Origin of the sequence: Acinetobacter sp. WU_MDCI_Abxe161 (assembly GCF_025514355.1) — a bacterium.
Lineage (GTDB): Bacteria > Pseudomonadota > Gammaproteobacteria > Pseudomonadales > Moraxellaceae > Acinetobacter > Acinetobacter pittii_E.
On record NZ_JAHPTU010000002.1, the window covers coordinates 50,087 to 64,760 of the forward strand.

Genomic DNA, 14,674 nt, shown 5'->3' on the forward strand with positions numbered 1-14,674 from the left:
AATACTTTTATATATTTAAAAATTTACCCGAATTGAATCCGAACATAATGTCAGATTAATATGAAAAAATTAAAGAAGACTCATTAAGTAGCTCTTGTCTACATCCGCTCTTCTTTCCGTTATTCAGCCAAATAATCAAACAAATAACGGAGCAACAACACCGTAGTCAATGCAGAGAATCATCTGTTTTTGAAAATGGAATTTTATAGTGCTTTGTTGATCATTGAGTTTATTGATTTTCATCAAAATGCACCACTACTTTGCCTCAGGGTGTCGCCATGATCTCGACCGCAGTTAAAAAATCATTCAAGAAACTTACATTTCAGCGTGAAATTGAGTTACCCGATTTTGCTAGCAAAAGTTTAATTCCAATTCGTCATTTAAATATTGGTTTTGATGGTAAGGAAATTGATGTCAGATTTTATATGGACAACCAATTTGCTACTTTGTTTTTTGCCACACTTTCGGTGTTTTTAACCTATGGTGAAGATCTAGTGATTGAAACCGCTCGTCATCACCGCGAATTTATTAAAGATCCAATTTTAAAACAGCGCGTTACTTCGCTGATTGGCCAAGAGGCAATTCATTCAAAATTGCACAATGAATATAACGATGCCCTTCAAGATGCCGAATATCCTGTTGCGCTCTATCGTTTTCTTGGCTCGAACTTCTTTAAATATGTTTTCTTAAAGTTTCCACAACCACTCAAACTATCAATGATGGCGGGTATTGAGCATTTTACTGCGGTACTTGCTGAATACATGATGAAGCATGAAAAGAATTTCTATTATTCAGATGATGCAAAAAGCCGTGCGTTGTGGATGTGGCACATGCTCGAAGAATCTGAACATAAAGATATTGCCTACGATGTCTATCAACTTTTAAATGGTAGTTATCCACTGCGCGCATCTGGTTTCTTCCTTGCGTTATTTACAATCTTAGGTTTAATTCCTGCAACTACATTATTTGTGCCTGTGTTAAGAAAGCCACAAGAGATGTTGACCTTGAAATTCTGGAAAGATGCTCGTCGTGGCGTAGGCTTAATCTTTGGTCCAAAAGACGGAGTTTTCGGCAGTACGATTGGTCAAATTCTTGACTACTTACGCCCAGATTTTCATCCAAATGATCATGATACGACTGAATATCTTGAGTATTACAAAAAGAAATTGCTGACCGAAGGCGGTGCAATTGCTCCTTATTTTGTTAAAGAATTTACCCCCCCAGTACGCATGTCTTAATCGTCCTGCATTTCCAGCTATCAAAAGGTAGCTGGTATCTCTTCAAGCTATTTATGGATGAATCATGATTTTATTTGGCAAAAAGAAAGTTAAACCAAGCCAAAAAGCTTATGCCGTAGTGACGGGTGCAGGCAGTGGGATTGGTCGAAGTTTTGCAGTTGAACTGGCAAACCGCGGTGGCAGCGTAGTATGTGCAGATATTAATCTCGAAGCTGCTGAAGAAACTGTAAAGTTAATTGAACAGTTAGGACAAAAAGCATTTGCTGTAAAGTGCGATGTTGGGCAAGCAGAACAAGTACAGGCTTTGGCTGATCAAGCAGAACAGTTACTTGATCATCCGGTAACACTCATCATTAATAATGCGGGTGTAGGATTGGGCGGTAAATTTGATGAACTCAGTCTAGAAGACTGGAACTGGGTCATGAATATTAACCTTTGGGGTGTCATTCACGGTTGTCATGCCTTTGTTCCAAAGTTTAAAAAGTTAGGTTACGGCGCGATTATTAATGTGGCATCTGCGGCATCGTATACGGCTGCACCAGAAATGACTGCTTATAACGTGACTAAAGCTGGTGTGCGTGCGCTCTCAGAAACGCTTTCTGCCGAACTGAGTAAGTTTAATATTAAAGTGAATGTACTCTGCCCGACGCTGGTCCCTACCAATATCATTAAAAATGGTCGAATTCCCGGACGTTATTCAAAGCTTGCAGACCATGCACTGATGAACTATGCCTTAACGACAAGTGATGATGTTGCAAGATTAACGCTTAATCGCCTTGATCAGGATGAGCTTTATACCATTCCTCAAATTGATGCGAAGTTATTCTGGCTCATGAAACGTGCATCTCCAAGCTTGTATACCAAGTTCCTTGGTACATCGTACAAATTATTTAAATAAGAAATTTATAGGTAGTACACATATGACTGCGCAAATGAAAACAAATGCTTCAGCAAAAAAAGCTGTCAAATCACTAAGCCATATTTTCGATACTTTTATTGTGGGTGCAGGCATTTCAGGGATCGCTGCTGCCATTCGCCTAGATCAAGTTGGTTATACCAATTATAAGATTATTGAAAAAGCTGGCCGCGTGGGTGGAACATGGCGTGAAAATACCTATCCAGGTTGTGGTTGCGATGTACCGTCTGCTCTTTATTCTTACTCATTTGCACCAAGTGCAAAATGGAGCCATTTATTTGCGCGCCAACCAGAAATCTTAAGTTATCTGGAAGATGTGAGTAACGAATTTAATGTGACGTCTAAAATCGAGTTTAATAATGAATTGCTGAATGCCGCATGGGATGACTCACGTCACGTGTGGGTACTGGATACCACGACTGGTCAATATTTGTCTAAAACCGTTATTTTTGCCACAGGTCCAATTACCGAAGCTCAGATTCCACGTCTTGAAGGACTAGAAACATTTAAAGGCGAAATGTTCCATTCGGCTAAATGGAACCATGATTATGATTTGACAGGTAAACGTATTGCAGTGATTGGTACTGGCGCATCTGCCATTCAGTTTGTGCCACAAATTCAACCAAAAGCGAAAGAACTTTTTGTATTCCAACGTACAGCACCTTGGGTACTACCAAAACCAGATACAGACTTGGGCGAGTTTAGTAAATCAGTGATTGCTAAATATCCAGCTATTCAGGCGAGCTGGCGTAAAAGTGTAGCGTTAACGCTAAATGCAATTAACTTTGGTTTACGTAATCCACTTGCCCTAAAACCAGTAAATGTTTTGGGTAAGCAATTACTTAAATTGCAGATTAATGATCCTGTGCTACGCAAAAATGTCACGCCAAACTTTGATATTGGCTGTAAACGTATTTTATTTGCTAACAATTACTACCCTGCGCTACAAGCACCAAACACGACTCTCATTCCTCATGGTTTAGTGAAAGTTGAAGGGAATACGGTGGTTGCTGCCAATGGTGAACGTCATGAAGTTGATGTGATTATTTGGGGTACAGGCTTTGAAGTATCTCACCCGCCAATTGGTAAACGTGTCCACAATGAAAAAGGTCAATGTTTACAAGATATATGGAAAGATAGTTCGCCAGAGGCTTACTTGGGTACCAACATTGAAAATGTACCAAATGCATTTTTAGTTTTGGGTCCTAACGTATTGGTCTATGACTCTTTCATTGGTCTAGCAGAAGCGCAGTTAGACTATATCGTAGATGGCTTATTGAAAATTAAAAACAAAGGAATCAGCAAATTAAATGTTAAATCTGATGTGATTAAAAAGCATAACGATTTAGTGCAAAAGCACTTGCAAACGACCGTATTCAATAGCGGCGGATGTAAGAGTTACTACCTTGATGCAAACGGTCGTAACTTTGCCGCATGGCCTTGGTCATTAAAAAAGCTGAAACAACGTTTGAAAAAAGTAGATTTGAAAGATTATGAAGTGACGTATCAAACGACAAAAACTCACTAATTTGTAATTTCGATCAAATCAGTTGTAAGAAACAGGCAGTGTATTTTTGATTTTCATGAAATACATTGCCTTCTTCGTTGAATATCTTCAAGAAATAAAAAAACAGGATAAAGATGAAAGAAGGTCAATCAAGTCGTACCGCCGAGGCTGCTGCTGCATTACGGGCCAATCATTTTCAGAACACAAATAACCCTGTATTTTCAGATCCTTATGCTTTTGAGCTAACCAGTAAAGGCTGGAAAAAACTTCTCTCTAATTCACTGATTGTTAAGGTCATGAATTCTGCGGTTTTAAATCGTACTTTAGGTCTACTTACTGGACAAGTGGTCGGGCGCTCGCGTTATGCCGAAGATTTACTTGATCTAGCAGTTCAACAGAACACTCAACAATATGTATTGGTGGGTGCTGGCCTAGACTCTTTTGCCCTACGCGAGTCTCACCATTACCCTGCTTTGAAAATTTTTGAAGTGGACCATCCCGACACTCAAGCGGCAAAACAAGCCAAGCTAAAAAAGTTAGGAAATATTCCTGCTACCGTTGAGTTTGTCGCGATTAACTTTGAAAAAGAGTCTATTTCGGAAGCTTTGACTAGAAGTCTCTATGAGCCAATCGCTCCTGCATTTTTTTCGTGGTTAGGCACAACACACTATTTAAACCCGCAAACAACCTTACAAACTTTAAAAAGTATTGCTGAATTTGCTGCAAACGGTAGTGAAGTTGTACTCGACTATTCGACTGATTTTCAGGAATTAAACGGTATTGAGCGACTTGGAAGCATGGGCGTTGCACAGTTTACCCACTTGCTTAAAGAGCCTTTACTAGGTCAATTTAAACCAAAAGATTTACATCATGCAGTGGAGCAGATGGGTTTTGAAGTAATCGAAGATCTTTCAGGTGAAGCCATTACTGAACGATATTTTAATGCGCGTATTGATGAAATTCGCCACACTTCAGCCACACGTTTATTACATTTGCGTTTAGCGAAATAAAATTTGGCTATTGATTATTTAAACGCATGGCATGAGGGGTTTTACCATGCCATCTTTTATAAGCATGAATAAAACTGGCCGTTTCTGCATAGCCTAACCACTCTGCAATCTGTTCAACTGAAGCCTTAGGTACGGTCAAATATTGCTCTGCTAAAACCTGTCTAACTTCTTCACGAATCTGGATAAACGTCATCTCTTCTTGCGCTAAATGGCGACGTAAAGTGCGAGTATTTAAATGCAGTCGATTAGCAACCACTTCCATGGATGGCATTTCACCGCGAATATTCATCAATTGTTGTTGCACCAATGCCGTGAACTTCTTTTGTGACTGACGTTTATCAAGAATTTGCCGACATTGCTCTTCAGCTGTATGTAAAACCAGATCATTCGCCATCTGCAATTTCTGGTCGACTTTGTGCGCATCGAGTAGAACAAAATTCCGACCTGCGCCAAACTCTGGCAAGATGCCAAACAAATCTATATAAGGTTGTACATCATGTTTAGGCTGAAAAGAAAAAGCCAAATACTGGCAAAAATTATCTTGTACTAAGTCGCGTTGCACCGTAATAAGCGCGGCAGCATCACGTTGAATAATAAATTGTCTGACCGAAGATGGTATATCTTCATCTGTGAGTTCAATAAGAGTACCGTCTTTAGTATCTGAAACAATAAAACGGGTAAACGCAAATGTTAATGAAAAATAAGTCAGTGCAAAATCAAGCGCTTCACGGATGCTAGCACTACTTATAAGCGCCATGCCTAAAGGTCCAAATGTGGTGAAATGGTAACGTGTACCTACTTCTAAACCTAAAGTTGGCCGATCTTCAAAGAGTTCAACTAAATTATGGATGAGCTTTAATTCTTGGTGCCCCGAGACCACCATATTGGGATCAAGCAATTGCTGCTGGCTAATTCCAGTCCCTTTTAAAATCGTTTGATAAGAAACGCCTGATTCAACCGCAAAATCAGCCATTAACCGAACACTATGTATACTGCGTTCAAAAGCCCATGCATACGTCACTATATTGCTCAGAATGTCCTCGAATCACAATATTTTGTCCTCATCCATCCTCTAAATCAAGTTAATAAACGTCTATTCTGCATACAGGAAATTGCGATTTCTTCGCCCACTGTTTTTAAGGATTTTAGAGCAGCCTATGTTTAATTCGACGTCTAATTCAAATAAAAATGTACGTATCGCTATTATAGGTACTGGTTTCGGAGGCTTAGGTTTAGCCATTCGACTCAAACAAGCAGGTTTTGAACAATTTACTCTCTTTGAAAAAGCTGCTGATGTCGGTGGTGTATGGCGTGACAATACTTACCCAGGTGCTGCATGCGATGTGCCTTCTCATCTTTATTCTTTTTCTTTCGAGCAAGAGCTGGGCTGGAAAAATCGCTACGGGACATCTCAAGAGATTTATCAATATTTACGCCACTGTGCCGACAAATATGATATTCGCCCGCATGTTCAATTTAATACTGAAATTGCCAGTGCCGAATTTGATGCTCTACAGGGTGTATGGCACATTCAAAGTACGACTGGTGAACAGTTTGAAGCTGAATTTTTAGTCGGTGCGGTGGGTCAGCTTAACCGCCCTGCCTATCCGAAACTTAAAGGTATTGAAAACTTTAAAGGTAAAGCATTCCACTCAGCGCGTTGGGATCATGACTATGATTTAACTGGCAAACGTGTTGCGGTAATCGGTACAGGTGCAAGTGCAATTCAGTTCGTACCTGAAATTGCAAAACAGGTTGCCCATCTCGATGTTTACCAACGCTCTGCACCCTACGTGATTCCTAAACCAGATCGGGTTTACCAACCTTTAGAGAAAAAGGCTTTCCGTAAATTGCCAATTTTGCAAAGTCTGGATCGAGCTTTGCAATATGGTCATCATGAAATTCGTTTGCTGGCCTTTACTACTTCTTTAAATGAAATGCCTTTGGTGGAATATTTATTCCAGCGTCACATTCGTAAAGTCGTCAAAGATGGGAAGTTGCGTCATCGTTTAATGCCGGATTATCCAATTGGCTGTAAGCGTATTTTAATTTCAAATCATTGGTATGAAACCCTGACTCAGCCTCACGTAGACGTCATTAATACAGGCATTCAAGAAATTACCGAAAACGGCATTTTAGATACGAAAGGAATTCTACGTGAAGTCGACACCATTATTTATGGTACAGGCTTTGCCGCAACAGAATTTATGGCGCCAATGCAGATTACAGGTCTTGATGGTCGTACCTTAAAAGACACATGGAAAAATGGTGCAGAAGCTTATCTCGGCTTAACTGTGAGCGGCTTTCCAAACTTCTTTATGCTCTATGGCCCAAACACCAATCTTGGGCACAACTCAATTGTGTATATGATTGAAAGCCAAGTAAATTATATTTTAGATGCTATTCAGACAACCCTACAAAACAAACTTCTGTTCACTAATGTTCGTGCGGAAGTTCAACACGAGTTCAATCAAAGCATTCAAGAAAAAATGAAAAAAACTGTCTGGGCACAAGGTTGTACCAGTTGGTATCAGACTGCTGACGGCAAAAATACCAATAACTGGCCAGGTTTTACCCTTGAATATCGTCAACGCACTCGTCGCTTCGATATTGAAAACTACAATCAGGTTTCGGCTGTTTCTTAAACAAGCTTCACCATAGGAAATGAGAAAAATAAACGGAGAATTTTATGAAGTCTTTTAAAAATAAAGTCGCAGCTGTGACAGGTGCAGGTTCTGGGATTGGTCAAGCACTTGCCATTGCACTCGCAAAACAAGGTTGCCATCTGGCACTTTCCGATATTAGTGAAGCCGGGTTAGCCAAAACAGTCGAGCTGTTAGCACCTTATTCTGTCAAAGTGACTACTCAAAAAGTTGATGTTGCTAAACGTGATGAGATTGCGGCTTGGGCAAAAGCGGTGGTAGATGAACATGGTCAAGTTAATTTAATTTTTAACAATGCGGGTGTCGCAATTGGTAGCACGGCTGAAGGTGTGAGCTATGAAGATCTTGAATGGCTGATTGGTATTAACTTTTGGGGTGTGGTTTATGGCACCAAAGAATTTTTACCTTACTTAAAGCAAAGTGGTGATGGGCATATTATTAATATTTCCAGTATGTTCGGCTTAACAGCTCAACCGACTCAAAGTGCTTATAACGCCAGTAAATTTGCTGTTCGTGGCTTTACTGAATCTCTACGCCAAGAACTCGATATGCAAAATGCTGGAGTGAGTGCGACCTGTGTGCATCCGGGTGGTATTCGTACCAATATTGCCAAAGCTGCCCGCATGAATAATAGTGTCCAGTCTTTAGGAATGGATCCTTTAAAAAGTCAGGATGCTTTCGATAAATTACTTCGAACCCCTGCTGATGAGGCCGCTCAACAAATCTTAGAGGCTGTGCGCAAGGACCGTCGCCGCTTACTTATTGGAGCTGATGCGAAGGCCGTTGATGTCATTCAACGTATTCTTCCACAGGGTTACCAAAAGATTTTTGCAACTGCGACTGCATTGCAAACTCGTCTACTCAATAAATCAGCAAAATAAAAATAGTGGTCAGCATATCCTTAATTTTAAGAGATGCTGACTGATATTAGGCTTAGTATGAGTCCTTATTATGAAGCAGCTTCTTGCATGGACTATTCGTACCACACTACGTCCAGCTTTATCCCCTAAAACACCACTAAAGCTTCAGCGCTTATGTAGCGATGCAGCTAGTGCTATCGTGCTTGGGCCACGTGGCTATAAAACAAAAAAGCAAACCATCGCTCAAGTACCGACAGTCCATATTCAGCCCAAAACGACTAAATCAGGCCTTGGCATCTTATATTTACACGGCGGTGGCTATGTAGTTGGTAGCTCAAAAAGTCATACTAAGCTTGCTGCGCAAATCGGACATGCAGCTCAAGCACAAGTCTGGTTACCTGAATATCGCCTAGCCCCTGAACACCCAAGCCCAGCTGCTCTTGAAGATGTAATTGCGGTTTATAAAGCCTTACTTGCTCAAGGACAAGACCCGAAAAAACTCATGATTGCTGGGGATTCTGCGGGCGGTGGATTAAGCTTAATCACGGCAATTGCTTTACGGGATGCAGGTTTACCGTTACCTGCGGCATTAGTTTTACTTTCACCTTGGGTCGACTTAAGCCTTTCTGGAAGCACGATGAAAACGCATGCTACTCAAGATGCAATGCTGTCCAAAGACTGGTTAGCTTGGTGTGCAAATAACTACTGCGGCCAAAAATCGCTAACCGATCCAACCTGTTCTCCACTCTATGCTGACTTAACTGGTTTACCGCCTATTCTAATTCATGTCGGTACCGAAGAAGTTTTATTAGATGATGCAAAACGCCTCGCTGAACAGGCTAAAAATTACGACATTTCGACGAATTTACGGGTTTATGACAAAGTCGGTCACGTTTTTCAATTTCATGCAGGTATACTAAAAGAATCCAATGACTCAATTGAGCGCATTGGGCAATTCATTGATAAACATATGCAGTCAATATAAAAAATATCACTAGACAGGAGCCTTTGGCATGGCATCAAACAGTTATGATTATGATTATTTAATCATTGGTTCAGGCTTTGGCGGCAGTGTTTCTGCTTGCCGACTAACCGAAAAAGGCTACTCAGTTGCTGTAATGGAAATGGGGCGACGCTGGAAAGCTGAAGATTTTGCTAAAAACAACTGGAATACCCGCCGCTGGATCTGGCGCCCGGGCATGAAACTTTTCGGTTATTTCAATATGCGATTTTTTCGCCATGTCACCATTATTTGCGGTAATGCTGTAGGCGGCGGCTCAATTACCTATGCAAATACCCTGCTCGTTCCACCCGAACATATTTGGGATGAAGGTACGTGGGCAGATGCAGCAGACTGGAAAAATGAAATGCCGCAGCACTATGCTGAAGCAGAACGTATGCTTGGAGTGACTGATAATAAAATTTTAGGTCCTGCCGACCATATGCTAAAGAAAATGGGCGATGCAGTTGGTGTTGGGCACACATTTAAGCCCACTCGTGTTGCAACGTTCTTTCCACCCGAAGGTGAAGAAGGTGGCAAGACCTACCCTGACCCTTATTTTAACGGTGAAGGACCAGACCGCGGAACCTGTACCGCATGTGGCGGCTGTATGACAGGTTGCAAACATAACGCAAAAAATACCTTAGATAAAAACTATTTGTACTTTGCCGAAAAAAATGGCGCCAAGGTTTACGAAGAAACCAAAGTTGTTGATGTTAAGCCCCTCAATGGTAAAGCAGATGGCAGCGATGGCTATGAAGTCACTACCGAATGCTCAAGCTCATGGTTCAATAAACAACGTCGTACATGGCGTGTTCGCAATGTCATTTTCTCGGCTTCCTCTTTGGGCACCCAAGAGATGTTGTTCCGCTTAAAGCAATCAGGTTCGCTGCCAAATATTTCCGATGATTTAGGTAATCGGGTACGTACCAATGCCGAGTCGATTTTAGGGGTCCGTTTCTTTGATAAAGATGTCGACATGAGTAAGGGCGTTGCGATTGGTTCAAGTATTTACATTGACCATGATACTCATATTGAAGCGACTCGCTATCAGGGTGGTTCCGATGCCATGGGCCTTATGTGTACTTATATGGCAAAAGGTAAACCAGGTTGGACCCGTATTTTTTATTGGTTATGGATACTCATTAGCCACCCACTTATATTTTTACGCATGAGCAACCCTGTTGGCTTTGCACGGCAAACCTTGATTTTCTTGGTGATGCAAACTGCCGATGCTTCTATTAACATGCGGTTAAAACGAAATTGGTTCTGGCCTTTTGGCAAGGTTTTGTCTAGTGAAGGTAAAAAACTTCCTGTTTATATTCCACAGGCCAACACCTTTACTGAAAAAGTCGCAAAAATGTTTAATGGCCACCCAATAACCACCATTACTGAAATTTTGTTTAACGTGCCTTTTACGGCTCATTGCATGGGTGGCTGCGCGATTGCATCTAGCCCAGAGCAAGGTGTAGTCGATGGAAAAAATCGTGTGTTTAACTATAAAAACTTATATGTCGTAGATGGTTCAATGTTAGGTGCCAATTTGGGCGTTAACCCAAGTCTCACCATTACAGCTCTAGCAGAACGTGCAATGTCTTATATTCCGGCTAAACACACTTTGGATGAGCAACAAGATCATCTCACAACTACACAAACTGTAGAGATTACAAAAGCTTCTGCTTAACATAGCAATTTGTTTTATAAAAAAAGCCTATTTAAAAATAGGCTTTTTCTTTCGCTTTTTAAATTACATCGCCACGGCTTTAGCACGAGCTGCATGTAATTTTTTATAGCTCTCGATCAGACGTAAATGGCGGTCAAGTCCTTCTAGTTTCATGCTGGTTGGTGTTAAACCATAGAAACGAACACTACCATCGACAGAACCTAATACCGCGTCCATTCGGGTATCACCAAACATACGACGGAAATTCGTAAGGTAATCTTCAAGCTCTAGCTCTTCATCCAACATCACTTCAAGCACTACGTTCATGCACTGATAGAACAAGCCACGCTCAACAGTGTTAGTGTTGTATTGCAAGTAAGTTTCGACAAGCTCTTTTGCTTCTTCAAATTGTTGTAAGGCAACATAAATCAGCAATTTCAGTTCTAAAATGGTGAGCTGTCCCCAAACTGTATTGTCATCAAATTCGATGCCAATGAGGGTAGTGATTTCAGTGTAATCATCTAGCTCACATTCTTCTAAGCGCTCAACCAATGCCTCAAGCTGTTCATCATCCAAACGATGCAGATTTAGAATATCTTCACGGAATGAAAGTGCTTTATTGGTATTGTCCCAAATCAAATCTTCAACGAGATAAATTTCTGAGTAATCTGGTACTAAAATACGGCAAGCGGTCGCACCTAAGTGCTCGTACACTGCCATATATACTTCTTTGCCCATCTCTTCGAGAATGCCGAACAATGTTGCAGCTTCTTCTGCATTCGACTCTTCGCCTTCGCCAGAAAAATCCCATTCAACAAAGTCATAGTCAGATTTAGAGCTAAAGAAACGCCAAGATACCAAACCGCTTGAGTCAATAAAGTGTTCAACAAAGTTGTTTGGTTCAGTGACTGCATTACTTTGGAAAGTCGGTTGAGGTAAATCATTTAAGCCTTCAAAACTACGACCTTGAAGTAATTCAGTCAGACTACGTTCTAATGCAACTTCAAAACTTGGATGCGCACCAAAAGATGCAAACACCCCACCCGTACGTGGGTTCATTAAAGTCACACACATTACCGGGAACTGACCACCTAACGATGCATCTTTAACTAATACAGGGAAACCTTGCTCTTCTAAACCTTTAATACCGGCAACAATACTTGGGTATTTTGCTAATACGTCTTCAGGAACATCTGGAAGAGCAATTTCACCTTCTAAAATTTCACGTTTAACAGCACGTTCAAAAATTTCTGACAAGCATTGAACTTGGGCTTCTGCCAAAGTGTTGCCCGCACTCATACCATTACTTAAGTATAAGTTTTCAATTAAATTTGATGGGAAATAGACAACTTCACCGTCAGACTGGCGCACAAAAGGTAGCGAGCAAATGCCGCGCTCTACGTTGCCTGAGTTGGTGTCATATAAATGTGTACCCAATAACTCTTCATCTGGGTTGTAAATCTCAAGACAATATTCATCTAAGATTTCTTTAGGTAATTCACCATTTGGACCCGGTTTAAACCATTTTTCATCTGGATAATGCACAAATTCAGCATTGGCAATTTCTTCACCCCAGAACTGATCGTTATAGAAGAAGTTACAGTTTAAACGCTCAATAAACTCGCCTAATGCAGAAGCTAAAGCACTTTCTTTAGTTGCGCCTTTACCATTGGTAAAACACATTGGTGACTGTGCATCACGAATGTGTAATGACCATACATTTGGCACGATATTACGCCAAGATGCGATTTCGATCTTCATGCCCAAATTTGCCAAAATGGCAGACATATTAGCAATGGTTTCTTCTAGCGGTAGGTCTTTACCTTGAATATAGGTATGGTTTTCAGAAGTTAAGCTTGGCAATAACAATGCTTGTGCATCTGCATCGATGCTTTCCACTTCTTCAATAATAAATTCAGGACCCGTTTGAATCACTTTTTTAACAGTACAACGGTCTATCGAACGTAAAATCCCTTGGCGATCTTTCTCTGAAATATCGGCTGGTAATTCAATTTGAATTTTAAATGTTTGCTTATAGCGGTTTTCAGGGTCAACAATATTATTTTGCGATAAACGAATATTATCGGTTGGGATATCTCGAGCGGCACAATACACTTTTACAAAGTACGCTGCACACAATGCTGACGATGCTAAAAAATAGTCAAATGGGCCCGGTGCCGAACCGTCACCCTTGTAGCGAATTGGTTGATCGGCAATTACCGTAAAGTCATCGAACTTAGCTTCCTGTCGAAGATTGTCGAGATAATTAACCTTGATTTCCATGCTGGCACCTAAATATTTTTATGTGTCAGCACAGACACATAAAATTCTAAATATTGAAAAATAAGCCGAATCACAGCGAAGAAATTGACTTAAAAAAATGAGAGATTAAAGCCATGTGTTTAATGAACGACTCAATTGGCTTTAATAAGATTGGCGGTATTATAGAGTGATTTTGTGCAGTTGATAACTAAAGTTAAAACATTGATCGTCACAATGTTTTAACTTGTCTTAAATTTAGTTAAATATTAATCATTAAAATTTAAAGGTGTAATCGACATTTAACCGCGTTTCATTTGTCGAATGAAAGGTCATATTAGTCGGCATATCGTTGCGATAATGAGAAAAGCGAGCACGCATTCCCAAACCTTTTAACTTACCTTCAGGAATTTTATAGCCCAAATCAAATTCCATCGACTCTTCTTTAAAACGCTGATCGCCGTATTGCAACAAATCAATATCTTCGCCTTTTGCATAGCGGGTCATAAAGCGTAATCCGTTTAATGAAACATCACCTATCCGCGCATTTTTAAAGTCATATTCGTAACGAATCGAGTAGACTTTTTCATCTTTATTCGAATAGTCCGAACTCATAAAATCAAGCACGACCGGACTTTCTGTTCCAGACAAAAACGGCAGACCAGTCGAGCCAAACGACTGCATATAGCCCAAAGAAACCGTATGGTTTTGATAGTTCAAACCAAATAGGCCGCTCACATGTCGGTTATCGACCTCTCCTATTTTCTTGCTCCCAGTTTCCTCACTATTAAAAAAACGTACATCACTTAAAAAGTTAAGCTGATCATTTAAAGGCTGCTTTCCGTTAAAACCCAAAAATTGTTGCTGGTAAATATCTTTGAGTTCAGCATGATAAGCCCGTAAACGGTAGTCCTTTAACTGATAACTTCCTCCCAAGGTATAAAATGAGTCCGTAGTTGCTGCTTTATCGAAACGATGATTGATATTGTCTGTTCCAACATCGGTATAACGAATCGAATCACGTTGACGTACTTCATCAACATAAAAGCCTTCAAGTTGAAGATTTGGTATTTCATTTGAAACAAAACGGATACCGCGATAAGTCTGTGGAAACAAACGTGCTGGCGATGAAAATATAGTCGGTAATTGTGGAACTAAATCCCCCACAAAAAGCTCATTTTTTCTAAATTTAGCTTTCCCTGTAATACCTATTTTTCCATAATAATCATCACGCGAGTTATCGGTATTCACTGGTAATAAGCCACTCCGTGCATAGTCATCAGCACGGCTTCCCATCAGGTTAAAACCTGCCATTGCCAGTACATCAACACCGAACCCAACTGTCCCTTCGGTATAACCAGACTGTCCTTTAAAAATGAGACCCTGCGCCCAATCTCTGCCTGCGGTATAGGGATATGGGTCTTTTTTATAGTCTCGGTCAAAGTAAAAATTACGCAGTGTCAGCTCAGCTTTACTGTCTTCAATAAATTCAGCATGCACAACTTGACTAAATAACGGGCACAAGCATACCCCCACCCATAATGGTGTCTTTTTCATT

General features: G+C 40.5%; 11 protein-coding genes. 8 read left to right on the top strand and 3 right to left on the bottom strand.

Annotated elements, in window-relative coordinates; all coding sequences use genetic code 11:
• Window positions 1–278 precede the first annotated feature (278 nt).
• The 4 genes from KTI78_RS02140 (at window position 279) to KTI78_RS02155 (ending at window position 4,671) form a co-directional block, all read left to right on the top strand.
• Complete coding sequence (locus KTI78_RS02140) at window positions 279–1,238, top strand: metal-dependent hydrolase (RefSeq protein ID WP_262445043.1); 960 nt, start codon at window positions 279–281, stop codon at window positions 1,236–1,238.
• A gap of 64 nt (window positions 1,239–1,302) precedes the next feature.
• A complete protein-coding gene (locus KTI78_RS02145; protein WP_262445044.1) occupies window positions 1,303–2,136 on the top strand; it encodes an SDR family NAD(P)-dependent oxidoreductase in 834 nt (277 codons plus the stop codon).
• Window positions 2,137–2,158: 22 nt separating this feature from the next.
• Complete coding sequence (locus tag KTI78_RS02150) at window positions 2,159–3,682, top strand: flavin-containing monooxygenase (RefSeq protein WP_262445045.1); 1,524 nt, start codon at window positions 2,159–2,161, stop codon at window positions 3,680–3,682.
• Between the two features lie 113 nt (window positions 3,683–3,795).
• Complete coding sequence (locus KTI78_RS02155; protein WP_262445046.1) at window positions 3,796–4,671, top strand: class I SAM-dependent methyltransferase; 876 nt, start codon at window positions 3,796–3,798, stop codon at window positions 4,669–4,671.
• 7 nt (window positions 4,672–4,678) lie between these two features.
• On the opposite strand, the gene KTI78_RS02160 is transcribed toward KTI78_RS02155, so the two are convergent.
• On the bottom strand, window positions 4,679–5,692 hold the full coding sequence (locus KTI78_RS02160) for an AraC family transcriptional regulator (RefSeq protein ID WP_262445047.1): 1,014 nt from the start codon (window positions 5,690–5,692) through the stop codon (window positions 4,679–4,681).
• Window positions 5,693–5,828: 136 nt separating this feature from the next.
• On the opposite strand from KTI78_RS02160, the gene KTI78_RS02165 reads away from it, so the two are divergent.
• The 4 genes from KTI78_RS02165 to KTI78_RS02180 all read left to right on the top strand — a co-directional run bounded on the left by KTI78_RS02165 (window position 5,829) and on the right by KTI78_RS02180 (window position 10,878).
• Complete coding sequence (locus tag KTI78_RS02165; protein WP_262445048.1) at window positions 5,829–7,316, top strand: flavin-containing monooxygenase; 1,488 nt, start codon at window positions 5,829–5,831, stop codon at window positions 7,314–7,316.
• A 44-nt stretch (window positions 7,317–7,360) separates the two neighbouring features.
• Entirely contained in the window at window positions 7,361–8,215 is an 855-nt protein-coding gene (locus tag KTI78_RS02170) for an SDR family NAD(P)-dependent oxidoreductase (RefSeq protein WP_262445049.1), read from the top strand.
• 70 nt (window positions 8,216–8,285) lie between these two features.
• Window positions 8,286–9,179, top strand: coding sequence for an alpha/beta hydrolase (locus KTI78_RS02175; protein ID WP_262445050.1), 894 nt, complete (start codon window positions 8,286–8,288; stop codon window positions 9,177–9,179).
• A 28-nt stretch (window positions 9,180–9,207) separates the two neighbouring features.
• Window positions 9,208–10,878 (top strand): GMC family oxidoreductase, encoded by a 1,671-nt coding sequence (locus KTI78_RS02180; protein ID WP_262445051.1) that lies wholly within the window; start codon window positions 9,208–9,210, stop codon window positions 10,876–10,878.
• Between the two features lie 63 nt (window positions 10,879–10,941).
• On the opposite strand, the gene KTI78_RS02185 is transcribed toward KTI78_RS02180, so the two are convergent.
• Both KTI78_RS02185 and KTI78_RS02190 read right to left on the bottom strand, forming a co-directional pair.
• Window positions 10,942–13,140, bottom strand: a complete 2,199-nt coding sequence (locus KTI78_RS02185) for an OsmC domain/YcaO domain-containing protein (RefSeq protein ID WP_262445052.1) — start codon at window positions 13,138–13,140, stop codon at window positions 10,942–10,944.
• Between the two features lie 252 nt (window positions 13,141–13,392).
• On the bottom strand, window positions 13,393–14,673 hold the full coding sequence (locus KTI78_RS02190; RefSeq protein ID WP_262445053.1) for an OprD family porin: 1,281 nt from the start codon (window positions 14,671–14,673) through the stop codon (window positions 13,393–13,395).
• Between the last annotated feature and the right edge of the window lies 1 nt (window position 14,674).